Genomic DNA, 21,378 nt, shown 5'->3' with positions numbered 1-21,378 from the left:
CAGAAGTCAGAATTCAGAATCAAGACGCTGGCGGACTCGCTACCGAAACACTTACACCAGTCGTACAAAATTCATTCTGAATTCTGATATGATGTCCGCCAAATTACCCATACCCACCCCCAACCCCTCCCCGCCTGCGGGGAGGGGAGACGAAGCGTAGCTTTGGCGGGGTGGGGTTCTTCGAGTTTAATAAGTAATCAAGCGGACATGATATGACTCCTGACTCCTGAATTCTGTTTCGATAAGTAAGTCGGCGAGAAAAATTCAATGTATATGAAGAAATAGAAATTTCAATGTAGGGTGCGTTATGCCGTAGACTAACGCATCCTACATTGAAATTTTTTAACATAGCTTAAAATCTTAACGCCGACTTACTTTAGATTAATTTCAGTTCGTTTGTCTGGGAGCATCTCACTTTTTAAGGTGGCTCAAGCAGACAGTAATCCATTCAGGTAAGCAGAGGGATGAGCTTTGTGTGAAGTTGAAAATAAAACTAAATCAATCACAAAACTACCTCAAAACTAGCGGTAGTTAGAGCGGAAAAGAAGGTAACACCCAATTGTGCAAATTTACCCCCCGAATTAATATCAGTATCAGCAAAACCATCCGCCGTACCATTGGGGTTATAAAAGAGACTACCATTTTCGCTATTATAAACAATGAACGCACTACTACCTGCTGCGAAACTATCGTTTGTCACTGTGGCAAAGTCTGCGGAATTTAATCTAGTTGGGAAGACCGAGTTAGTCAGAGCGGTAAAGGTAGATTTCGATAGTTGGATATTGTCTTGATCAGGAGTGAAGTCATTAATAATATCAACTCCGAGTTCCCTAATATCAAACTTTGATCCGGTTGCAAATGCAAACTTATCTGAACCTGCACCTCCTGTTAAGATGTCGTCCCCGCTATCTCCTTGTAGGTAATCGTTGCCGTTACCGCCGGTCAAAATATCTTTTCCACTACTACCAAAAAGAGTATCATCACCGTTGCCCCCCACAAGGGTGTCGTCATCACTACCCCCATCTATTCTATCCGCACCAGATCCACCAACAAGGATGTCATCACCGCTCCCACCATCGATGTAATGGTTGCCAGCAACACCAGAAAGCGAAATACTGTCATCACCGCCCCCAGCAAAAATAACCTGATCACCAGGCGAAAAATCCCGCCGACTAAAGGTATCGTCTCCATTTGTCGTAGTAACATCAGTACTTATCACATTTCTGAATTGAGCAATTGCCTCTTTTATGACATCACCAAGATTCTCACTTTGAGAATCAAGAGTCACTACACTACCTCGACCAAGCTGGGTAACTAGTCCCTGGTAATCGACTGCAACATCACTCGTAGTTAGAAAAATTGGAATAATGTTATTTGCTTCGAGCGCAGTTTTTACTTGTCCAATCTCTGGATAATCTTCATTAGGATCAATTACACTATCTCCATTATTAGGAATAGTATCACTTGGACTAACTGCTGCACGATCTCCGGCAACGTGATAAATACTATCGGTGGCTAGGAAAACAATGCGAAATGAACCTACTCTATAACCGAGACTGCCACCGCTATCTAAAGCTGTATATAAGAGTGCGTCTAATTGTGATTCTGGCTCATCATTGCCACCAAAAGCTTCAAAGCCAAAGATTTTGTCTTTAACTGTTGTGACATCATTTGTCAAAGGGACTTCTGCTTGATATACATAGTCATCGTAACCTCCAAAAGGCGGAATTGGCTTATCTTTAAAAGAGGCAATCCCAAATTTCAGGTCATCACCAAAGATACTCGCTAAAATCGGATTGGTTAACCGATTTACGGTTGCAGGAAGTACGGCTTTTAGCTCGACCAATTCGTTATTATTTGACGCTGTTAAATCTTGTAGCAGAATAATATCAGATACTGGAGCCATAGTTTATCCCTCAGAGTATTTTAGTTAATGGGTTGCATTGCCAAGTGCAGTAACATATTTCAGCTTGATACTAGCAGGATTAATTTATTTAAGATAGTACTTGAACTGATGAAATATAATCTCTTTCAAAAAATATTTGCTGTGTCCTGACTCAGCCTTGATTCCGTTAGTCTGGGGCAAGTTATGCTGAGTTACTTAATTTCGTTGTACCCTACTAAGGTCATGGTCGCAGACTTAACGACAGAGAATGTCACAAGATATGAGTTAAGCTATTTTCAGGTAAATAGACCACACGGTAGGGGCACAGCATTGCTGTGCCCCTACGACAGATGTGGTTCAAATACATGATTTCTGCTGTAAGCTAAAGTGCGTGAATGGGTCAGCAGTGAAGACAATGCTTTGGATTAGAGGATGAATCAGTATTTTGCAACGGTTGCTCGCGGATTAGAAACCCTCGCGGCTCAGGAGTTAGAGCAACTGGGTGCCCATTCCGTGGAGCCAGGGTTTTGCGGTGTAGCCTTTGAGGGCGATCGCACCCTACTTTATCGCGTCAACCTCTGGGCTAGGCTGCCGTTCCGAATCTTGGTGAATATCCATGAGTTTCCATGCCTTGATGCTAAGGATCTCTATCGCGGCATCCAGACCATCGATTGGGTAAACTATTTGACGCCAGACATGACGCTGGCGGTGAATACCACAGGCAAAAACGATCGCCTCAATCACACCCACTTCACATCTCTCCAGATCAAAAATGCGATCGTTGACCAGCAGCAGGAAAATCTGGGCGAACGTTCAAATGTAGAGCTTCATGACCCAGACGTGCGGATTAATGTTCATATTGAACGCGACTTTTGTACCGTCAAACTCGACAGTTCTGGAAATAGTCTACACCGCCGAGGCTACCGCCCTGCGGTTGGAGCAGCCCCTCTAAAAGAATCTCTGGCTGCTGCCCTTATTCAACTTTCGGGCTGGCAGCCAGACCAGATGTTCTATGACCCTCTCTGTGGATCTGGCACTTTACCCCTGGAAGCTAGCTTAAAGGCACTGAATATAGCACCAGGATTGTTTCGTGAATCCTTTGGATTTGAAAATTGGCTCGATTTTGACCTGTCCCTTTTAGAAAAGCTGCTGCAAGAAGCTAAGGACAGCCAACTGGATACCCTGACCGCACCTATTTGGGGAAGCGATCGCGATGAAAATATAATTGAGCAAGCGATTAACAATGCTGAAAATTGCGGCGTTGATAACCATGTCTGGTTTTCTCAAATGGAGCTTGCTGATGTTGTCGCCCCCGCAGATAGTGGAGTTTTATTCTGCAATCCACCCTATGGCGAACGGCTGGGGCGAGATAGCGACTTGGGGGCGTTCTATAAACTTTTGGGTGATGTGCTGAAACAACGCTTCAAAGGCTGGACTGCATTTGTCCTGAGTGGCAACAAGGAACTGTCTCAATCGATTGGGCTAAAATCATCCCGGCGGATTGCGGTGTATAACGGAGCGCTGCCTTGTCAGTTAATGAAATATGAACTGTACTAATATTTGCAATTTAGATGAAGGCGATCGCTCACTTGCAAAAATACTCATACTGCCTTTTTACGAGCTAACCAGTTCTCTAATTGCAAATTAGGTATATTTTCAAAATCTTTGATATTGTTCGTAACCAAAATATCATTACGAGAACGGACAACGGCAGCAATTAGTGCATCTACTTCTCCTGTTGGTCTACCAATTTGCCTCAATTCACTTTGGATTTTCCCAAATTCTCTGGCAGCATCTATGTCAAATGGCTCAATGGGTAATAGTTCAGTTAGTTGTGCTAGTGTTTCTAAATTTTTTTCAACTTGTTTGGAACAGTAAACACCTTTGTAAAGTTCTGAAACTATTATTGTAGATAGATAGCATTGGCTAAAGTAGCGATTAAATATAAGTAGGTGGGTGGGAAAATTTATAAGTATGTCATTGCGAGTGAAACGGAGTGTAACGAAGCAATCACAAGGACTTTGGCGGTTTTACATTTTGTTACATAGTTAGGTTAATTTGTGCCTACCTACTTAGGTACTACTTTAGGATTGGCTTTAAGCAGTGCAATACAAATATTAGTATCTAAGAGATACATTAGTCTTTTTTATATTTATCTATTGAGTTTATCACCCTTCCTCGGTAAGTATGACGCTGCTGGTCAATTTCAGCAAAGATATCCATTAACTCTGGTTGGTCTTGCCAAACTCCAAATAATTGATTCAATTTTGCTAGTCTTTCTTCCTCTGTTAAGTCTAGTTGTGCTGCCACAGGTTCAGCAGCAGGAAGTTCTAGATTCATGATTATTTCTGTTCCATCAGGAATACTGTGAATTTGCTCTAATAATTCAATAGTTTGACCGCGTTTGATTCCTCTAATCTTCATTGTATGGTTACTCCTGTAATCATTAGATTCTAACTATTTTAGCCGATCGCTCTTAACCCAAAATCGCATTCAATTCTTCAAAATACTTAAAGCCACTGCCTCCGCCACTTTGATACCATCGATACCAGCCGAGAGGATTCCCCCTGCGTATCCCGCTCCTTCACCAGCCGGATAAAGACCGACTGTATTCAAACTCTGATAATCCTGATTGCGTTTAATCCGAATCGGTGACGACGTGCGGGTTTCCACCCCAGTTAACACGGCATCGTCCATCGCAAATCCTTTAATTTGTTTGTCAAAAGCGGGCAGTGCTTCACGGATGGCAGCGATCGCATAATCTGGTAAACTATCGCTCAAATCACCCAAATGTACCCCAGGTGTATAAGACGGTTTAACAGTGCCCAATGCTGTAGAGGCGCGATCGTTGAGAAAGTCTCCCACCAACTGCCCTGGAGCTTCATAAGTTCCACCGCCCAACTCAAAAGCCTGTTCTTCCAAACGCCGTTGCAAGTCAATTCCCGCCAAGGCATTTCCCGGATAATCTTCGGGGGTGATGCCCACAACGATCGCACTATTAGCATTACGCTCATTACGAGAGTATTGGCTCATCCCATTGGTGACAAGTCGCCCCGGTTCTGATGCGGCTGCAACCACCAAGCCCCCCGGACACATACAAAAACTATAGACGGAGCGACCATTTTGGCAGTGGTGAACTAGTTTGTAATCAGCAGCACCTAAAAGCTTATGACCAGCCTGAGCGCCAAAACGACATTGATCGATGAGAGACTGGGGATGTTCGACCCGAAAGCCGATAGAAAATGGTTTAGCCTCGATGTAAACCCCGCGATCAAATAGCATTTGGAAGGTATCGCGGGCGCTGTGACCTACCGCCAGAACCACATGATCGCTGGCAATATATTCGCCACTGGCGAGGGTAACTCCCCGCACCTGTCCATTTTCGATATTGATATCTTCCACCCGACTTTCAAAGCGAATTTCACCGCCGAGGGATTCGATTTTGGCACGCATACTTTGGACGATTCCGACCAGTTTGAATGTGCCGATGTGCGGTTTGTTGATATAGAGAATTTCCGGTGAGGCTCCCGCATTCACTAATTCAGTCAGTACTTTGCGCCCATAATGCTGAGGATCTTTCACCTGACTGTAGAGTTTGCCATCGGAAAATGTACCCGCCCCACCTTCGCCAAACTGGGCATTAGATTCTGGGTTGAAGTCTGATTTTTTCTTCCAAAAGCCAAAAGTATCAACGGTGCGATCGCGAACTTTTTTCCCACGTTCTAAAATGATTGGACAAAAGCCCATTTGCGCGAGCATCAAACCCGCAAACAAGCCACAAGGCCCTGTACCAATAATAATGGGGCGAATCGCCAAATTGCTGGGTGCTTGTGCCACTGGGCGATAACTCATGTCTGGCGTGGCAATCACATGGGGATCTTTTTTCAGGCGCTTGAGTAGATGAGTCTCCTGAGTCGTTTCTACATCCAGAATATAAACAAGGGTGATTTCTCCTTTCTTACGCGCATCGTAGCTACGCTTGAAGATGGAATAGCTGATCAATTCTTCGTCTGTGATTTGCAGCTTTTTGAGAATGGCAGTCTTGATCTCATCTTCTGGATGATCAAGCGGGAGCTTTACTTCTGTTAGTCGTAACATAGCGAGGAGAAATTCATACTATCTTTTAATGCATCCACAGCCTAAGTCCCACGTTTTGAAACGTGGGTTCCTGAACCTGCAACCCTATCTTCTACACCCTCTGAATTATTTTAAGCCAGATCGATGTTAAGTTTATTGACTTGCTTGTTCATTACTCAAACATTTTGATGAAGAATAATATTATAAAGTAAGCTTTTTCAAATATTTTATGTTTTTATTTCCTAATAATTACCGCTAGCGATCGCTACATTGATATTGATAATGTTGTACCGAAAGCCAATAAACAAGTTACAAAAATTCATCCAAAAACAAAGTTATTTCCATATAGGGGTTTTCCTGGGAACTCTGTTGAGCATCATATTGTTCAGTTGGGTAGCACTCTCGCAGCAACCAGTTACCCTCAATCTGTTAATGACTGCCCCTGATGCCCAACCTTGGAGGCAGGGTTTGATTAGAGACTTCGAGGCTGAGAACCCAGGTATTCGCATTAACCTGGTTGAAGGGCCGAATGCCACAAATTTGCTTGAAGACCTGTATACCTCATCTTTTATCTTGGGTGAATCCCCTTATGACCTAATCAATATGGATGTCATCTGGACATCCAAGTTTGCTGCTGCTGGATGGTTGCTACCCTTAGGCGATCGCATTTCTAAAGAGCAGTTGGGAGCATTTTCATCCCAGGATGTAGAAGGCGGACGTTACCAAGACAAACTGTACCGCATTCCAGTGCGTTCTGACGTGGGAATGCTTTACTACCGAGAAGATTTAATCAAACAAGCAGGATTGAAACCGCCAGAAACCTTTGATGATTTGATCCGAATTTCCCAAGTATTGCAGAAGAAAAACGAGGTGAAGTGGGGCTATGTTTGGCAGGGTCGCCAATATGAAGGACTTGTGGCGATGTTTGCGGAAGTTCTCAATGGCTTTGGTGGCTTCTGGGTTAATCCCGACACCCTCGAAGTTGGACTAGATCGACCAGAAACATTACGAGCCATTGAGTTCCTGCGTAGTACGGTTAAAGAAGGCATTTCTCCTCCTGGAGTCACGACCTACCAAGAAGAAGACACCCGGCGCTTGTTTCAAAGTGGTCAAGTAGCATTTTTACGCAGTTGGCCTTATGCGTGGCCTTTAGCCCAGGCAGAAAATTCGCCAATCCGGGGCAAAATTGCGATTAAACCGATGGTTCATGCTCCTGGTAAGACGGGAGCGGCTTGTCTTGGGGGTTGGGGTTTAGGGATTGCTAAATCTTCTCAGCATCCTGAAGAAGCTTGGAAAGCAATTCAATATTTTACCAGTCGGGAAGCACAACGCCGATTCATTTTCAGTGCAGGCTATGTGCCCAGTCGCCGGGATTTGTTTACAGACCCAGAGATTGTTGCTAAATACCCACACTATCCGCAGTTATTGGAGGTTGTGGACAATGCAGTTTTACGTCCGCCGATCGCCCAATATGCTCAGACATCAGATATTTTACAGCGTTATCTCAGCGCCGCATTATCCGGTCGGATGAATTCTGAACGAGCAATGCAAGCTGCTGCTGCTGAAACGCGCCGACTGTTGGGAGCAGCGAGATGAGGGGGATGAGGGGGATGAGGGGGATGAGGGAGATGAGGGGGATGAGGGGGATGAGGGGGAAATAACTAAGATAAATGCCCAATGACAAATGACAAATGACAAATGACAAATGACAAATGACAAATGACAAATGACAAATGACTAATTTACATACACTTAGAAGTCGGGAACAACAGACAGCCTGGATCTTACTAACACCTGCCTTGCTGCTGCTGTTGTTTGTATTTGCCTACCCGATTTTACGAGCCTTTTGGTTAAGCGTATTTACTAGAAATCTGGGAACAGAGCTACAACCCGTATTCTCTGGTTTGGACAATTATGTACGGATGGCGGGGGATGGTCGTTTTTGGCAGAGTTTGTGGGCGACGAGCGTGTTCACAACAGCATCAGTAATCTCAGAACTGCTGCTAGGACTGGGGGTTGCGCTAGTTCTCAATCAGGCGTTTTTTGGGCGGGGTATAGTGCGTACAATCGCGATTATACCTTGGGCTTTGCCTACTTCTCTGATTGGTCTGGCGTGGGCTTGGATTTTTAACGATCAGTTTGGGGTTGTGAACGATATTCTACGGCGGTTGGGGCTGATTGAGACTGGGATTAACTGGTTAGGAGATCCAACGCTGGCGATGATCGCACTGGTTTTTGCTGATGTTTGGAAAACTACGCCGTTTATCAGTATCCTGTTGCTAGCTGGGTTGCAGTCGATATCACAAGACCTCTATGAAGCTTACTCGGTCGATGGGGCAACTGCTTGGCAAAGCTTCCGCAATATTACCCTACCACTGTTGCTGCCGCAAATCTTAATTGCAGTGCTATTTCGGTTTGCTCAAGCTTTCGGAATTTTCGACTTGATTGCTGTGATGACTGGGGGTGGCCCTGGTGGCGCTACGGAAGTGGTGTCATTGTACATTTACTCCACGGTGATGCGCTACTTAGATTTTGGTTATGGAGCAGCTCTTGTAGTAGTGACATTTTTAATATTGATTGCGGCGGTAGCGATCGCTAGTTTCTTGCTGAACAAATACCGTGCCAAAACATCAGGAGCCATTTAACCCATGAGTCTAACTCCACAAGTAGTTCCAACGACTCCAAAACGAACAGGGGGAACCAAGTTTTCTCTCTTAAAAATCTTGCTGCCCATCATAGTTGTATTAGTGGTGATATTCAGCCTAGCGCCAGCCTTATGGCAATTGCTAACCTCCTTTAAAGTGAATGAGGATATTGCCGCCGTTCCGACTGTCTATTTCCCCACACGATTCACTTTCAATCACTACATTGAGTTATTTACCCGTCGTCCATTTTGGCGCTACATCTTCAACAGTGCCTTTGTGTCGATTACTTCTACAGCTGTAGCCTTAGCGATCGGCGCACCTGCGGCTTATGCTCTAGCACGGTTACGCCCTTGGGGTGAACGAGTTATCCTCGCCAGCATTCTAGTCGTTACCTTATTTCCGGGAATTCTGTTGTTCTTAGGACTATTAGAAATTATCCAGGCGCTGAGATTGGGTAACAATTATCTGGCGCTGATTATACCCTATACTGCAATCAATTTGCCGCTAACAATTTTAGTACTTAAAAGCTTTTTCCAACAATTACCAAAAGATTTGGAAGATTCTGCTAGGGTCGATGGTTACAACACATTTCAACTACTATGGCAAATCGTGCTACCCATGACTCTTCCCGCCTTGGTGACTACTGGAATTCTCACCTTTATTTTTGCTTGGAACGAGTTTATTTTCGCTCTCACCTTTATCACCCGTGAAGAGTTGAAGACTATTCCCGTTGCTGCGGCTCAGTTGGGTGGTGCGACAGTATTTGAAATTCCCTATGGTGCGATCGCGGCTGCTACTGTCGTCGGGACGTTACCCCTGATTTTATTAGTTTTGTTTTTCCAGCGCCGGATTGTTCAAGGTCTTACTGCTGGTGCTGTCAAAGGGTGACATTTAAACCTAACTTTCTGATAAAAATCAAAATGGCTAAACTCGAACTCAAAAACTTAAACAAAACCTATAATCCGAAAGTTGTCCCTGTTAAAGACGTTAGCTTAACTGTAGATAACGATGAGTTTCTCACTTTACTTGGCCCTTCTGGCTGTGGCAAATCCACCGTCCTCCGAATGATTGCGGGACTTGAAGAACCTACTCGCGGTCAGATCAAGATTGGAGATGTGGATGTCACCTATAAGCGAGCAGCCGATCGCAACATTGCAATGGTATTTCAAAGCTATGCACTCTATCCTCACATGACGGTGTACGAAAACCTCGCTTCTGGACTCAAGCTGAAAAAAGTACCACCTACAGAAATTAAACAGCGAGTCGCAGAAGTAGCAGAAGTTTTAGGATTAGCAGAGTTAATCAACCGCAAGCCTGGACAAATGTCTGGAGGTCAACGGCAGAGGGTTGCTGTCGGACGTGCTTTGGTGCGTAATGCCGATGTGTACCTGCTGGATGAACCTTTAAGTAACCTGGATGCACTACTGCGAGAACGAGTCCGAGCCGATATCAAGCAAATTTTTGCAGCCCAAAAAGTGCCAGTTGTCTACGTCACCCACGACCAAACAGAAGCAATGACGCTCTCCACAAAAGTTGCATTGCTCAACGATGGTTATGTTCAGCAACTTGACCCACCTGAGCGCATCTATAACCATCCAGCTAATCTATTTGTGGCTGGATTTGTTGGTAGTCCGCAAATGAATTTGCTGACTTTACCTTGTAAGGGAGAATACGCGCTCCTGGGTAACTTCCAAGTGCTTCTCCCAGATATACCAACTGTACCACCCCAGATTGTTCTGGGAATCCGCCCAGAAGATGTCCGCATTGCTCAACCAGGTGATACCCAGACTATCCAAGGGCGAGTGTTTTTAGTGGAAAACTTGGGTATGCACTATTTGGTTAGTGTTAGGATTGAGGGTTCACAAACCGAAGCGATTACGGTACGTGCTTTGTTGCCAACAGACCAAAATTGGAGTGGCGAGGATATTACATTAGCATTGCCCCTTGAGGATATTCACTGGTTTGATGTTCAATCTGGCCATACTCTTGTTAAAAGACAAATGTTAGGTGTCAGGAGCTAGTAGCAATGAAAGTTTTAGGCTTAGTCCTGCCAGTCCTGTTACTGCTAGGTACGCCTGCTGTGGCAGTTGAGTTCAAAGGGCAAAATATTGATGGTCAAAAGCTGCCTGCCAAAGCTTACTATTATGCAACTGGTGGTGTCTACAAAGTTCAAGTGCGCTTTCACAACAGACGAGCCACAATTTACTTTGACGACGGCAACCAAACAACCATACAGTTGAACCAGCAGGTAATTACTGACTCAAAGAATATTGAAGGTTTTGGAAAACTAGGGCAATATCCTGTAAATAGTATATTCAGTGTTGGGTTGGTGTATGACAATAATTGGCTCGGCAGCAGTGATAGTCAATTCCAACAGTCAAATCCGCTAGACGGGTTGTGGAAAATTAGTTTGGAGTGAATACTCACCTTTAAAGTAATATCAGCGATCGCAAAAGATGACTAATCTAAGTGCTATTGCTCAAAGCTTTGTAGAAATCCTCCCGACAGCAACCAACGCTCTCCCCTCTGCCTTTGGCTACGGTGTACACACAAGTCGAAAAAAGCTCGATTTCCCATTGTTCTCTCGTTCCTATGCTCTGCATGGGAATGGCTGATTAGAGGCTCTGCCTCCAGTCAGGCATTGAGCCAGAGACTCAATGAATGCATTCCCATACTCAGTATGGGAACGAGGAAAGCCTTATCAAGTTAGGTTTGGTTTTTAGGACTTGTGTGTACACCGTAGCCTGCCTTTGGGTGAACAACAGTACTACACCCGAAAACCCCGTGCTTTATTCCACGGACTTTCGGCAGTAGCTAATGATAGTGCCGGTGCGCCACCTCTGTTTGTCGTTCAGCCATTGCCTAACTCGACAGTTGATTTTCCGACTCTTAAAAGCTGGTTTGGACACTCAAGGTAATAGTCGAATCGGCAGGCGAAAATTAAATCGCATTACCTAATAAATTGGTGAGTGTTTGAACAATGGCATCAGCCGCCGCCCAAACTTGAGCATTGGTAGAGTGGATCTTAAAGGTAATATTTTGCTGATTGGCGATCGCTTGCACTCCCGCTACTGCTTGTTGAATTAAATCAGCCGCCTTGCAGGTGGTTTTTTCTAAGACAGTTCGATCCGATTCTAAGCGTTCCAAATCAAGAATATCATTGACAAGACGCTAAATGTGGAGTGGTAAAAGAGCCACACATTCTGGTGCAACAGACTCAACAACAATCGTTCCACCCCAACCTGGATAAAATTGGAAGATAGTCACGCGATCGCACTCCAGAAAATCCCGGACTTCATCGACAGTGGTTTGCAAGAAATCTTGTAACTTAAGCGATCGCCGAATGCTGTCTTCTTAAGTATTTTCTATTGTTAGCGTGGTGAAACTTCTGCATTCAACCAATTGACAAAACCTTGATTAACTGCTGTCGGAGAAATTTCTGCCACCAAATTAGTATAAGTAATATACTCTTGAATAACTTTTTCTATTTCTAAAGCATAACCATCTTGAGTTTTGATAATTAAAACAACTTCTGGTTCTTCAGTAATTTCTCCTTGCCAACTATAAGCACAAGTAATCGGGAACCAATTGACACAAACTGCTAACTTACATTCCAGTAATGCCCGACCAATTTTACGTGCTTCATCTGTATTATTTAAAGTTACGTAATAGAGTTTCATAAAAGTTGACGACTTAGAATTCGAGTGAGAAAACACGCCCTAATCCCTCTAGCTTGGCTACTATTGCTTGCTTACGGGGCGACATTATGAGTATCCAGAGCTTCCACAGATGTCCACTTATCTACAAAAGTAAACTTATTTTATCTCGTTATGCCAGTATATTGACTCCGTTCTATCGATTGGAGCAGCAGTCGTGACTATTGCTTTGAAGTTTGGGGCTTATACCGTTTTACTTTAATAATGATACAAATACGTTGGTAGGGGCACAGCAATGTTCCCCTACGAGAAATCTATATGTATCAGGGTTTGTGTGAAATGGTATTACCTACTAAAGTAAGTAATTTTGAGACACCAAGTTTTAAAATGCTTAAATCTTAAAGAAGAGCATAACAAAAAACCGAATTTGGTACTGTTCCCGCCTGATCTGACAAGGGATCAAACCGATGATTTTTCTGTCTCTGCATAAATAGCTAAAAATCAGCAGATAAGACAAGTGTATATCCGAATGGTACGAAGACTCATGTGAAACCTTCTTGCTGGCTATTTGTTGGGGGTAGGGTGTAGTGTTTAAGAAAATTGAATTTTAGTGCATCCTAGAGTTCAACATCTTCTTCCTTCCCACACCCTATACCCTTTCATCCAGTAATCTCAGGGGTTTACGCTTTTCAAGCGTGCCATTCGTATATATCCAAAGAATTTGTAAAAGTTAAACAACGAAAATCAAACACATATATGAATAACTTTCCTCGTTTCATCGTTGTGAGCGGATTGACTTTGACTCTAGTAGTGGAAACTATTACAGCGACTGTATTTGCTCAACCAGCACAAGCACAACAACAGGTTCCGACTGCGGTGGCTCCAAGTTCTGTATATTTATCATGCGGCGCGATTAATACCAGTCTTGGTGGAGTCAATTGTCTGACAAGCTTAGGACTCTTATCAAATATCAAACCTTCAAGAATAGAAGTCCAATCAATTGCTCAAGGTAATCATCAACAGTTGATGGCGAGAGTTGGAACGACTTTCAATAAGCAATTTTATCTGAAGTATGGACAGATAGCTGACCTGAGAACTGAAGGTATTGAAATCAAATTTTCAAAATTTATCGAGGACTCTAGATGCCCAATTCAGGTAACTTGTATTTGGGCAGGGCGAGTGACTATTGGATTAGACATCATCAAAAATGGCAGGAAGTTTTCAACATTAATGCTAACCCTTTCACCAGGAAATGATGCTTCAGCAACTCAATCTTTTGACAAATATACAGTGACATTGAGAGAGGTTTTGCCTTACCCAAAGAGCGGACAGAGAATCTTGAGCGAAGACTACATCGCTAAAATCGTTGTTAGTAAAAACTAAAGGTAAGTAAGTCGGCGCAATTAAAGCTAACTGGTGAAGGCTGTCATTTGTCCTTTGTCATTGGTGAGCCACTGCGTTGGACGGGTTCCCCGGCTTAAAGCAAGTGGCGTCATTAGTAAGGGCTTTAAGCCTATTTACGTTTCGTAACATACTTGGGTTTTTTCGCGCCAACTTACTTATAGCGGAATGGCACTCTTTTGAACCAAGAATCCCCGTTTTATAAACGGGGGAGTGTCAACTAACCTAATCCCTAATACTTAACCTCCAAAACCAGGGATTAAACGCTTGAGGGCGCGACTGGCAACGTCGCCATAACGCAGTTCTCCACATAGAATCTTACCCATGATTTGGGCACCGGAGGGGCGCTTAACACCAACTTTGTAGCCAATGCCAGGAAAGCGATAGAATGCTCCACCTAATTTTTGCGCCCAAGCCATCTCAGTACCCCATTGTTCATTAATGGCTTCACTATATTTTTCTAAAGCGTTAGTGTCACCAGAAAGTGCCTGATTAATGGCTCCTGCTGCAATCAAACCGCTAAAAATTGCAGGACGAATGCCTTCTGCTGTCATGGGATCAACTACACAAGCAGCTTCCCCAGCCAAAACTGCATTTTGAGTATGCAACTTTTGGTTGCCATCCCACAAGCAAAGGGGATAACCATACTGCTTGCTAGTTTTGATATCGACATTAAACGATCGCGCATACTCATCTAAAATCTTCTTAAAATCTTGAGGTTCGCCACCGATAAACGTACCGACACCAATGGAATAACCATCAGCTTTTGGGAAGTTCCAAATGTAGCCATTTTTCACCAAGCCAAACTCGAAATGAATTGTCGATTTCTCCTTGACAGTTGCAACAACTTCTGCTTCCAAAGCTCCTGCTAAACGGCGTTTACGTTCTTTGAAGCCGAGCCATTTTGCCATTAGTCCTTTGGCACCATCAGCCGCGATTAAGTAGCGACCTGTAACTGGCCCATTGGCTGTGTTAACTTGCCAATAGTCGCTTTGAAACTCAATACCAGTAACTTCAGTATTATCTCGTAGTTCAGCCCCTTGCTTCTGTGCTTGCTGCACTAGGAAATGGTCAAAAATATCTCGTCGCACCATCCAGATTGGTTCTTTTGTGGCGATTTTTGCTTCCACGGGGTCGCCCAATTTCCAGGTAAAGCGAACGGAGTCGGCTTTCACCGAAATCACTGGGCTAAAATCAAAGTCAAACCATTGAGCGATCGCTGGAGATACACCACCGCCACAAGGTTTGTATCTTGGCAGGGATTCTTTTTCTAACACTAATACTGAGCGACCTTGCTTGGCTAAATGATATGCAGCTGTTCCACCAGCAGGCCCAGCACCGACGATGATGCAGTCGTACATATGGCTGAATTTTTGCTCCTACCTAAATTAGTTTATTTTCTATTGAGTAGGGGCAATTCATGAACATGCGTGTCAACTTAAGGCAAAATCCTTTTAAAATCTCGTTTCCAGCAAGAAGCTGGAAATGCAATTCCTGGTGGCTCTGCCGCAAGTTACAGAGGCGGAGCCTCAATGAGGGCGTTCCCAGTCGGAGACTCTTAACGAGACAATCTTAAAAGCTGCTTATAGACTGGCTTTCACGTTAAGTTGACACCAATGATTCATGAATTGCCCCTACTCGATCAATTTTTCTTAGATACTTAAGAAATAATAAAGGCTGAAGAATTTATCCATCATCCTTCAGCCTTTATTATTTCAGACTTTAGACTTAAACAGTCGTGATGTCTTTTTCTTTTTCTGCCAGCAATTCGTCTATTCTGGCACTGTATTTGTTTGTCAGTTTTTGCAGTTTGTCTTGCTGATCCCGTGCTTCATCTTCAGGAATTTCGGCGTTTTTTTCCTGTTTGCGAATGGCATCTATGGCATCGCGGCGGATGTTGCGAATAGCAACACGACCTTCTTCAGCATATTTAGATGCCATTTTGACAAATTCTTTACGGCGATCGCTCGTTAGAGGCGGAATATTCAGCCGAATTACGGAACCGTCATTGCTGGGGGTTAAACCGACATCAGATAAAGAAATCGCTTTTTCGACTATATTTAAACTGCTGCGATCGTAGGGTTGAATTAAGATTGTCGTAGCATCTGGCGTACTGATGTTTGCCAGTGATTTCAACGACGTCGGCGAACCATAATAATCTACCGATACCTTATCTAATAGACTCGCATTGGCGCGACCAGTGCGAATTGTGTTAAAAGCTCGTTGAGTCGCCTCAACGGTCTTTTGCATCGTACTCTCAGCTTCAGCTAATTTCACAAGAACCTCCCACAAGGGTACCGATGGATTCTCCCATGACTGCTCGGTGGATGTTACCTCGCACCGTTAGGTCAAATACTAGAATTGGGATATTATTTTCTTTACACAAGGCGATCGCAGTACTATCCATCACCCGCAAATCTTTGGCTAAAACATGTGCGTAGGTAAGGCTATTGTAACGCTTGGCGTCAGGATAAATATGAGGATCAGCATCATATACTCCGTCTACTTTGGTGGCTTTAAAAATCACCTCCGCATCAATTTCTGCGGCTCTTAATGCCGCAGTCGTATCTGTAGTAAAAAAGGGATTTCCAGAACCAGCACCAAAAATTACCACCCGTCCTTTTTCAAGATGGCGGATGGCGCGACGACGGATATACGGTTCTGCTAATTCTTGCATAGCGATCGCAGTTTGCACTCGCGTCTGCACCCCTATACGTTCCAGCGAATCTTGCAGCGTCATGGCATTCATTACCGTGGCAATCATCCCTATGTAGTCAGCGGTTGCCCTGTCCATCCCCGCCGACGCCGCTTTGACGCCACGAAAAATATTGCCGCCGCCAACAACGATGGCGATTTCAGTGCCAGTGGCGATTACCTCTGCTAATTCTTGTGCTATTCCTTTGACCACTTCTGGATCAATGCCATAGCCCATGTTGCCCATTAAGGCTTCACCGCTCAGTTTGAGTAAAACCCGTCGGTAATTCGTTCCCATGAAGTTCTGCTTTATCAAAAAAGTTGCAATTGCCTCCAATTTAAGATAGCAGTTACAGGGACTATCTATGTCTAGTTACGCCAAATCAATGTAGTACCTATTGCTTCTGTTTGTGGTATATCGATTTTTTCACCTTGAAGCAGAGAAGCGATCGCAGTTCTCAAATAATCCTCTCCCCCCGATGATGGGTCTTGGGGATGATCGTCAATTTGACCTTTGTAGCGTACTATACCATTAGTGTCGATGAGAAAGGCCATTGGTGTTTTTGTCGCACCAAAACTGCGGGTAACATCTTGGGTAGAGTCCCACAGGTAAGGGAAATTCAAGTCGTGACCCCGGGCAAAAGCTTTCATATTTTCCAAGGTTGACCTAGTGTCGCGATCGCCATTACTACCATTCACGCCAATTAGTGTAAAGCCTGCTGGGGCAAATTCGGCTTGAATGTTTTTTAACCTCCCTAGATACCAGTCTACATAAGGACAGTGGTTACACATAGAAATGACACCGACTGCTCGGAACTTCTCAAGATAACGCCTGAGATGGTGTACTTGATCATCAATTCCTGGCAATTCAAAATCTGGTGCGTAACTCCCAACAGGAGTATCAATTGTTTCTAATAGATTCATGTTTTCTGGCTCGCAGAACTAGAACAAGAAAAATATTGTGAAATTCAGCGTCAGTTTCCAGTTGCAAACCACCCCTTAGCCGATGCCTCATATTCAACAATCTTATAGACTTGCATTGGCTGTCGTAAATTGTGAAACTACTGAATCTAGCACTAATGCTAATTCACTCACATCTAAAAATAGCAAAAATATTACTCACATTACAGAAGTTATTATTTCTAATACTGACACAATCTAAGTTATGAGTAAATTCCCTCTCTCAACAAGATGAAAACTCTCTATATTGGCTAAAACTAGATCAAAACCTCACCCCCAGCCCCTCTCCTTACTAAGGAGAGGGGAGTTAAAGCACAGCTTTATCGCGGTGAGGTTATAACTGTACCTCAGTAGATTAGGAAAGGCTATATTAAGCCTAGTGTTCTGTCAAATTCATTTTGACGGGTTGGTAGTGTGAGCGTCTCGCTCACGACGCGAGCAAGATGCTCGCACTACCCATCAATTTAAGCTTGACAGACTACTAGAAGCTTTTGTGGTATACATCTAAGCTATCACTAGAGCAAAGGATTTACTTTGAAAATCTGATAAATTTTATTCAAATTCAAAACAATTTTACTTGCGCCTTGCTACTGAAAGGCTTTTACCCTTGTTTTCATCAAATTTACCATGACAACCTCAAGTTCAAAAACAGCACTTAACTCTACAAAAACCTGGATTTGGCAAGATTTCCCGATTTGCTATCAAACCCAAGGAACCACTGGGCCTGCTGTTGTCCTGGTGCATGGATTTGGCGCTTCTTGGTGGCATTGGCAAAAAAATATTCCCGTATTAGGGGAAAGTTGCCGGGTTTATGCGATCGATTTGATTGGTTTTGGCGCTTCCGCAAAACCTCAACCTGGTGAAAAAATTACCTACACACTAGAAACCTGGGGACAGCAAGTGGCAGATTTTTGCCGGGAAGTTGTTGGTGAGCCAGCTTTTTTAGTCGGAAATTCTATTGGCTGTATTGTAGCGATGCAAGCAGCAGTAAGTAACCCAGATATTGCTTTGGGAGTTGCTTTGCTCAACTGTTCTTTACGGCTATTGCACGATCGCAAACGGGTAACTTTACCTTTATCTCGTCGTTACGGAGCGCCTGTACTGCAACGCCTGTTGTCTATTAAACCAGTTGGTGATTTCTTTTTCAATCAACTCGCTAAACCGAAAACGGTGCGGAAAATTCTGCTGCAAGCCTATGCGAATCCTGAGATGGTGACAGATGAGTTGGTAGATATTCTGACTTCACCAGCAAGTGATCCGGGGGCTGGGGCTGTGTTTCTTGCCTTTACTTCTTATTCTACAGGGCCATTACCAGAAGATCTTTTACCACTGTTACCCTGTCCGGCGATTATCTTGTGGGGAACGGCTGATCCGTGGGAACCAATTAAATTAGGTAGAGAATTAGCTAACTTTCCGCAAGTAGAAAAGTTTATTCCTTTAGAGGGAGTGGGGCATTGTCCGCAGGATGAAGCGCCGGAGTTAGTCAATCCGATTTTACTCGATTGGATTTTGGAGCGATCGCGGTAATAGACAAGGGTTCAATTTTCACCTAATGGGTGGTATTGAATATATTCCAAAAGATTTATTTTTTGTTGATTGAGCCTATACGAAAAATTGACTTTGTACCACTTTTTTTGTACAGATATGATTTCTTCGCTAATATTCCTACGAAAATTCAGGAAAAAATTGAAGGAGAATCTATTGAGGGAATTATAGAAAAACTCAATGCTATCAAGCCAGTTATTAAACCTGCTCCTTTACTTACTGATGGGTTTCCACTCTCCAAAGTAAGGCCCATGTTCAATAGTGCCATCGAACATAATAGTATCCCAGATTACATTCATGCCACGACAGATCATGTCGTGGAGGGCAGGGGTAGCACCTCGAAAATCAGCACCAATCAAAATAGCGTGTTCAAAAGGAGTGAGCTGTGCCCCACGAAAAATGGCATCAACAGCATTCATATAAGTCAAGACAGTTCCAGTCAAATCGGCATTGGTCAAATTACACTGATACAAATTGACACATTCCAAGTTAGCATCTCTGATAATCGCATTATCCAACCGAGCTTCTATCAGAGAAGTACTAAAGAGATCGGCTCCAGTCAGATCGGCTCCCCTCAAATCAGCGAAACTAAAATCGGCTCCACGCAAGTTGATATCCCGCAAGACAGCACCTTTGAGGTCAATGTAGTTGCGCCCATATCCTCTTTCTCTAATTACCACAGCCCCAGCGAAGTTTCGCTTACCGGAAGTGTATCTTTTCAATAACTCTTCAGTGGTAATTTCCCAAGCCATAATTTAAGATCCAATTTCTTTTCTAATCTCAAATATAGTGCTACTCCCTCTATAAGAGATTGTTTTAAAAGTCTGAAAGTATACTAAAAAACCCCTCTCCAAACCTCTCCCCGAAACGGAGAGAGGCTTTGAAACACCCCTTCTCTTGCAGGGAAGGGAGGCTAGGAGGGTTAGGTTTCCGGGGAGCATCTCAGTGAAAGCAAATATACCAGATGAGAAACAAGACTCTTGCTCCCTCTCCTTACCAAGGAGAGGGTTGGGGTGAGGTTTTACAAGGCTTTTTACACTCATTGAGATGCTCCCGGTTTCCGAGGCTTAGATATAAAACAAAAATACTTTTCAAACAACCTCTAACACAAGGACTTTCTTATAGTTCGTGAAGTATTAGTCCAAGAACTTTTAACTACTTCTCCCTATCTTCATTTAGTGCTTTTTGGATAGCTTGGCGACAAAACTCAGGAGGGTCGTCTTTAGCCTTTACCTCTTCCTTCATTTCCTTAGAGACTCTAAAACTCAATTGGTCAGTTAATGGCTTATCTCCCTTTGGTTGCGCTGGTTCAAAATTTTGAGGGTTCCCTTTAGGATTAGGCATTGTTGAGAGATGTAAATATAGCTTGATACTAACGAAACCATTCTTCAGCAGTCATTTTCCAAATAATATTACCTCTGATTTACGTCCAAAAAGTTTTAACTACTTCTCCCTATCTTCATCTAGTGCTTTTTGGATAGCTTGACGACAAAACTCAGGAGGGTCGTCTTTAGCCTTTACCTCTTCCTTCATTTCCTTGGTGACTCGGAAGCTCAATTGATCAGTTAATTCCTTGCTTGGTTGGTTTCCAAAATTTTCAGGTTTACCCTTGCGGTCAGGCATTGTTTAGAAAAGTAAATATAGCTTGAAGTCGATGAAACCATCGGGTTACAGTTTAAAATCGGTGAGTACTTGCCTGGAAAACTTGTAACTCACCGATACCACTTTTACAAATGGGTAACTCTATTTTATGTTCACAAGGTCAGAACTCGAAATCAAAACCACTGCTGAGTTGAGAGACTTGTGTAGGCGTTACGGATTGAAGCCTACTGGGAATGGAGGGTATAAGACCAGTTGGATTGTTACCTTGATGGCATTCCCACAAATAGCGATCGCTCAACTAAGGCAAGGAAGAGGGCTAAAGTCCCCAGGCTTTAGCGTTACTCAATTCCTTGAAAGGGTGATAGATGAGATGAACTCACCCACTGATGAGCAAGCGGCGCTGATTAAGTTAACAATGGAGGGCAAGGCTATGAGCTACCCTGACAGATACGACCAAGAGAGCTTGCTTAACTTGCATAGAGCTAAGATACACCTTGAAATGGCGATCGGGCTGCTAAACCAGTAAATTAGTTTACGACCTAAAGCACCTAATCCCCAGCATCCTAAGTCTGGGGATTTTTTTATGTTTATTTTTCTACGTCTAGGCGCTTTCTTCGCCATAACTCAGTCCTAAGTTAAAAGTAAGTTTGTAATTGTATTAATTAACTCTTCTGGTGCTGCTTCTAAGTCAATTGTTTGTAGATGACCAGATGCTGCTAATTCTTTAGCGCGTTCATCAGTAGCATCTCCATGCAAAGCAGAAGCAAGTTTATCTGCTGTTCTCCCACTACCAGCAATCACCATCACTAACCGTTCAGCGATGACGCTATTTAAGGCATCAATAAAGCTAATTTCGCCACCATATTGTTCAAGTTATTTTTACATAAATCCTTAACGGAAAAGTCAGAAAAAG

Annotated in this window: 28 protein-coding genes; 11 read left to right on the top strand and 17 right to left on the bottom strand. The window is 43.5% G+C overall.

The window, feature by feature from the left end:
- Positions 1-502: 502 nt before the first annotated feature.
- Positions 503-1,906 (bottom strand): hypothetical protein, encoded by a 1,404-nt coding sequence (locus V7K27_RS01230; protein WP_334943538.1) that lies wholly within the window; start codon positions 1,904-1,906, stop codon positions 503-505.
- Positions 1,907-2,317: 411 nt separating this feature from the next.
- On the opposite strand from V7K27_RS01230, the gene V7K27_RS01225 reads away from it, so the two are divergent.
- A complete protein-coding gene (locus tag V7K27_RS01225) occupies positions 2,318-3,442 on the top strand; it encodes a THUMP domain-containing class I SAM-dependent RNA methyltransferase (RefSeq protein WP_334943536.1) in 1,125 nt (374 codons plus the stop codon).
- Between the two features lie 44 nt (positions 3,443-3,486).
- Here the strand turns inward: V7K27_RS01225 and V7K27_RS01220 are convergent, their stop codons facing one another.
- From V7K27_RS01220 to V7K27_RS01210, 3 genes are all read right to left on the bottom strand, one after another.
- On the bottom strand, positions 3,487-3,861 hold the full coding sequence (locus V7K27_RS01220) for a type II toxin-antitoxin system VapC family toxin (RefSeq protein ID WP_442947580.1): 375 nt from the start codon (positions 3,859-3,861) through the stop codon (positions 3,487-3,489).
- A gap of 160 nt (positions 3,862-4,021) precedes the next feature.
- On the bottom strand, positions 4,022-4,309 hold the full coding sequence (locus V7K27_RS01215) for a hypothetical protein (RefSeq protein WP_334943534.1): 288 nt from the start codon (positions 4,307-4,309) through the stop codon (positions 4,022-4,024).
- 69 nt (positions 4,310-4,378) lie between these two features.
- Entirely contained in the window at positions 4,379-5,983 is a 1,605-nt protein-coding gene (locus V7K27_RS01210) for an NAD(P)/FAD-dependent oxidoreductase (RefSeq protein WP_334943532.1), read from the bottom strand.
- A 261-nt stretch (positions 5,984-6,244) separates the two neighbouring features.
- Here V7K27_RS01210 and V7K27_RS01205 point away from each other — a divergent pair, with 261 nt between their 5' ends.
- Positions 6,245-7,558 (top strand): ABC transporter substrate-binding protein, encoded by a 1,314-nt coding sequence (locus tag V7K27_RS01205; protein ID WP_334943530.1) that lies wholly within the window; start codon positions 6,245-6,247, stop codon positions 7,556-7,558.
- On the opposite strand, the gene V7K27_RS01200 is transcribed toward V7K27_RS01205, so the two are convergent.
- Positions 7,478-7,681 (bottom strand): hypothetical protein, encoded by a 204-nt coding sequence (locus V7K27_RS01200; protein ID WP_334943528.1) that lies wholly within the window; start codon positions 7,679-7,681, stop codon positions 7,478-7,480. The two genes, V7K27_RS01205 and V7K27_RS01200, sit on opposite strands and share 81 nt — an antisense overlap.
- Before the next feature lie 14 nt (positions 7,682-7,695).
- Here V7K27_RS01200 and V7K27_RS01195 point away from each other — a divergent pair, with 14 nt between their 5' ends.
- From V7K27_RS01195 to V7K27_RS01170, 6 genes are all read left to right on the top strand, one after another.
- The gene (locus V7K27_RS01195; RefSeq protein ID WP_334943526.1) at positions 7,696-8,607 is read left to right on the top strand and encodes a carbohydrate ABC transporter permease; all 912 of its coding nucleotides are present in this window, start codon (positions 7,696-7,698) and stop codon (positions 8,605-8,607) included.
- Positions 8,608-8,610: 3 nt separating this feature from the next.
- Positions 8,611-9,495 (top strand): carbohydrate ABC transporter permease, encoded by an 885-nt coding sequence (locus tag V7K27_RS01190; protein WP_334943524.1) that lies wholly within the window; start codon positions 8,611-8,613, stop codon positions 9,493-9,495.
- 32 nt (positions 9,496-9,527) lie between these two features.
- A complete protein-coding gene (locus V7K27_RS01185; RefSeq protein WP_334943522.1) occupies positions 9,528-10,628 on the top strand; it encodes an ABC transporter ATP-binding protein in 1,101 nt (366 codons plus the stop codon).
- A gap of 5 nt (positions 10,629-10,633) precedes the next feature.
- Positions 10,634-11,026, top strand: a complete 393-nt coding sequence (locus V7K27_RS01180) for a hypothetical protein (protein ID WP_334943520.1) — start codon at positions 10,634-10,636, stop codon at positions 11,024-11,026.
- 37 nt (positions 11,027-11,063) lie between these two features.
- Entirely contained in the window at positions 11,064-11,222 is a 159-nt protein-coding gene (locus tag V7K27_RS01175; protein ID WP_334943518.1) for a hypothetical protein, read from the top strand.
- A gap of 111 nt (positions 11,223-11,333) precedes the next feature.
- The gene (locus V7K27_RS01170; RefSeq protein ID WP_334943516.1) at positions 11,334-11,525 is read left to right on the top strand and encodes a hypothetical protein; all 192 of its coding nucleotides are present in this window, start codon (positions 11,334-11,336) and stop codon (positions 11,523-11,525) included.
- 22 nt (positions 11,526-11,547) lie between these two features.
- On the opposite strand, the gene V7K27_RS01165 is transcribed toward V7K27_RS01170, so the two are convergent.
- From V7K27_RS01165 to cutA, 3 genes are read right to left on the bottom strand one after another with little or no spacing between them, the layout of a single operon-like run.
- The gene (locus V7K27_RS01165; protein ID WP_334943514.1) at positions 11,548-11,754 is read right to left on the bottom strand and encodes a hypothetical protein; all 207 of its coding nucleotides are present in this window, start codon (positions 11,752-11,754) and stop codon (positions 11,548-11,550) included.
- A gap of 24 nt (positions 11,755-11,778) precedes the next feature.
- Entirely contained in the window at positions 11,779-11,922 is a 144-nt protein-coding gene (locus tag V7K27_RS01160) for a hypothetical protein (protein WP_334943512.1), read from the bottom strand.
- Positions 11,923-11,978: 56 nt separating this feature from the next.
- Positions 11,979-12,287, bottom strand: coding sequence for a divalent-cation tolerance protein CutA (cutA, locus tag V7K27_RS01155; RefSeq protein ID WP_334943510.1), 309 nt, complete (start codon positions 12,285-12,287; stop codon positions 11,979-11,981).
- Between the two features lie 732 nt (positions 12,288-13,019).
- Here cutA and V7K27_RS01150 point away from each other — a divergent pair.
- Positions 13,020-13,646, top strand: coding sequence for a hypothetical protein (locus V7K27_RS01150; RefSeq protein ID WP_334943508.1), 627 nt, complete (start codon positions 13,020-13,022; stop codon positions 13,644-13,646).
- A 257-nt stretch (positions 13,647-13,903) separates the two neighbouring features.
- Here the strand turns inward: V7K27_RS01150 and V7K27_RS01145 are convergent, their stop codons facing one another.
- The 4 genes from V7K27_RS01145 to V7K27_RS01130 all read right to left on the bottom strand — a co-directional run bounded on the left by V7K27_RS01145 (position 13,904) and on the right by V7K27_RS01130 (position 17,282).
- Positions 13,904-15,025 (bottom strand): geranylgeranyl reductase family protein, encoded by a 1,122-nt coding sequence (locus V7K27_RS01145; protein ID WP_334943506.1) that lies wholly within the window; start codon positions 15,023-15,025, stop codon positions 13,904-13,906.
- Between the two features lie 367 nt (positions 15,026-15,392).
- Positions 15,393-15,941, bottom strand: a complete 549-nt coding sequence (gene frr, locus V7K27_RS01140; protein ID WP_292803038.1) for a ribosome recycling factor — start codon at positions 15,939-15,941, stop codon at positions 15,393-15,395.
- The gene (gene pyrH, locus V7K27_RS01135) at positions 15,928-16,656 is read right to left on the bottom strand and encodes a UMP kinase (RefSeq protein WP_334943504.1); all 729 of its coding nucleotides are present in this window, start codon (positions 16,654-16,656) and stop codon (positions 15,928-15,930) included. Before pyrH ends, frr begins: the two co-directional genes overlap by 14 nt.
- A 71-nt stretch (positions 16,657-16,727) precedes the next feature.
- Positions 16,728-17,282 carry a thioredoxin family protein gene (locus V7K27_RS01130; RefSeq protein ID WP_334943502.1) on the bottom strand — a complete coding sequence of 185 codons (555 nt, stop codon included), beginning with the start codon at positions 17,280-17,282 and terminating at the stop codon, positions 16,728-16,730.
- Positions 17,283-17,945: 663 nt separating this feature from the next.
- Here V7K27_RS01130 and V7K27_RS01125 point away from each other — a divergent pair.
- Complete coding sequence (locus V7K27_RS01125; protein WP_334943500.1) at positions 17,946-18,845, top strand: alpha/beta fold hydrolase; 900 nt, start codon at positions 17,946-17,948, stop codon at positions 18,843-18,845.
- A gap of 230 nt (positions 18,846-19,075) precedes the next feature.
- Here V7K27_RS01125 and V7K27_RS01120 read toward each other — a convergent pair whose 3' ends face one another.
- The 4 genes from V7K27_RS01120 to V7K27_RS01105 form a co-directional block, all read right to left on the bottom strand.
- Positions 19,076-19,615 (bottom strand): pentapeptide repeat-containing protein, encoded by a 540-nt coding sequence (locus V7K27_RS01120; protein WP_334943498.1) that lies wholly within the window; start codon positions 19,613-19,615, stop codon positions 19,076-19,078.
- Positions 19,616-19,618: 3 nt separating this feature from the next.
- Positions 19,619-19,906, bottom strand: a complete 288-nt coding sequence (locus tag V7K27_RS01115; RefSeq protein ID WP_334943496.1) for a hypothetical protein — start codon at positions 19,904-19,906, stop codon at positions 19,619-19,621.
- Between the two features lie 112 nt (positions 19,907-20,018).
- The gene (locus tag V7K27_RS01110; RefSeq protein WP_334943495.1) at positions 20,019-20,207 is read right to left on the bottom strand and encodes a hypothetical protein; all 189 of its coding nucleotides are present in this window, start codon (positions 20,205-20,207) and stop codon (positions 20,019-20,021) included.
- A gap of 99 nt (positions 20,208-20,306) precedes the next feature.
- The gene (locus tag V7K27_RS01105) at positions 20,307-20,486 is read right to left on the bottom strand and encodes a hypothetical protein (protein WP_109007304.1); all 180 of its coding nucleotides are present in this window, start codon (positions 20,484-20,486) and stop codon (positions 20,307-20,309) included.
- A gap of 127 nt (positions 20,487-20,613) precedes the next feature.
- Between V7K27_RS01105 and V7K27_RS01100 the strand changes: the two genes are divergently transcribed.
- Positions 20,614-20,991 (top strand): hypothetical protein, encoded by a 378-nt coding sequence (locus tag V7K27_RS01100; protein WP_334943493.1) that lies wholly within the window; start codon positions 20,614-20,616, stop codon positions 20,989-20,991.
- 104 nt (positions 20,992-21,095) lie between these two features.
- Here V7K27_RS01100 and V7K27_RS01095 read toward each other — a convergent pair whose 3' ends face one another.
- Positions 21,096-21,317, bottom strand: coding sequence for a hypothetical protein (locus tag V7K27_RS01095; RefSeq protein WP_334943674.1), 222 nt, complete (start codon positions 21,315-21,317; stop codon positions 21,096-21,098).
- Positions 21,318-21,378: the final 61 nt, after the last annotated feature.

The organism is Nostoc sp. (assembly GCF_036919575.1).
Classification (GTDB): domain Bacteria; phylum Cyanobacteriota; class Cyanobacteriia; order Cyanobacteriales; family Nostocaceae; genus Nostoc.
The sequence above is the reverse complement of the archived record's forward strand: the minus strand, read 5'-3'. Positions and strand labels throughout refer to the sequence as shown.

What these genes read in the sequence shown, in the direction of transcription:
- V7K27_RS01230 (WP_334943538.1), bottom strand. Translation starts at nt 1,906, where the DNA reads ATGGCTCCAGTATCTGATATTATTCTGCTACAAGATTTAACAGCGTCA.
- V7K27_RS01225 (WP_334943536.1), top strand. Translation starts at nt 2,318, where the DNA reads ATGAATCAGTATTTTGCAACGGTTGCTCGCGGATTAGAAACCCTCGCG.
- V7K27_RS01215 (WP_334943534.1), bottom strand. Translation starts at nt 4,309, where the DNA reads ATGAAGATTAGAGGAATCAAACGCGGTCAAACTATTGAATTATTAGAG.
- V7K27_RS01210 (WP_334943532.1), bottom strand. Translation starts at nt 5,983, where the DNA reads ATGTTACGACTAACAGAAGTAAAGCTCCCGCTTGATCATCCAGAAGAT.
- V7K27_RS01205 (WP_334943530.1), top strand. Translation starts at nt 6,245, where the DNA reads ATGTTGTACCGAAAGCCAATAAACAAGTTACAAAAATTCATCCAAAAA.
- V7K27_RS01195 (WP_334943526.1), top strand. Translation starts at nt 7,696, where the DNA reads ATGACTAATTTACATACACTTAGAAGTCGGGAACAACAGACAGCCTGG.
- V7K27_RS01190 (WP_334943524.1), top strand. Translation starts at nt 8,611, where the DNA reads ATGAGTCTAACTCCACAAGTAGTTCCAACGACTCCAAAACGAACAGGG.
- V7K27_RS01185 (WP_334943522.1), top strand. Translation starts at nt 9,528, where the DNA reads ATGGCTAAACTCGAACTCAAAAACTTAAACAAAACCTATAATCCGAAA.
- V7K27_RS01180 (WP_334943520.1), top strand. Translation starts at nt 10,634, where the DNA reads ATGAAAGTTTTAGGCTTAGTCCTGCCAGTCCTGTTACTGCTAGGTACG.
- V7K27_RS01175 (WP_334943518.1), top strand. Translation starts at nt 11,064, where the DNA reads ATGACTAATCTAAGTGCTATTGCTCAAAGCTTTGTAGAAATCCTCCCG.
- cutA (WP_334943510.1), bottom strand. Translation starts at nt 12,287, where the DNA reads ATGAAACTCTATTACGTAACTTTAAATAATACAGATGAAGCACGTAAA.
- V7K27_RS01150 (WP_334943508.1), top strand. Translation starts at nt 13,020, where the DNA reads ATGAATAACTTTCCTCGTTTCATCGTTGTGAGCGGATTGACTTTGACT.
- V7K27_RS01145 (WP_334943506.1), bottom strand. Translation starts at nt 15,025, where the DNA reads ATGTACGACTGCATCATCGTCGGTGCTGGGCCTGCTGGTGGAACAGCT.
- pyrH (WP_334943504.1), bottom strand. Translation starts at nt 16,656, where the DNA reads ATGGGAACGAATTACCGACGGGTTTTACTCAAACTGAGCGGTGAAGCC.
- V7K27_RS01130 (WP_334943502.1), bottom strand. Translation starts at nt 17,282, where the DNA reads ATGAATCTATTAGAAACAATTGATACTCCTGTTGGGAGTTACGCACCA.
- V7K27_RS01125 (WP_334943500.1), top strand. Translation starts at nt 17,946, where the DNA reads ATGACAACCTCAAGTTCAAAAACAGCACTTAACTCTACAAAAACCTGG.
- V7K27_RS01120 (WP_334943498.1), bottom strand. Translation starts at nt 19,615, where the DNA reads ATGGCTTGGGAAATTACCACTGAAGAGTTATTGAAAAGATACACTTCC.
- V7K27_RS01115 (WP_334943496.1), bottom strand. Translation starts at nt 19,906, where the DNA reads ATGAGTGTAAAAAGCCTTGTAAAACCTCACCCCAACCCTCTCCTTGGT.
- V7K27_RS01110 (WP_334943495.1), bottom strand. Translation starts at nt 20,207, where the DNA reads ATGCCTAATCCTAAAGGGAACCCTCAAAATTTTGAACCAGCGCAACCA.
- V7K27_RS01105 (WP_109007304.1), bottom strand. Translation starts at nt 20,486, where the DNA reads ATGCCTGACCGCAAGGGTAAACCTGAAAATTTTGGAAACCAACCAAGC.
- V7K27_RS01100 (WP_334943493.1), top strand. Translation starts at nt 20,614, where the DNA reads ATGTTCACAAGGTCAGAACTCGAAATCAAAACCACTGCTGAGTTGAGA.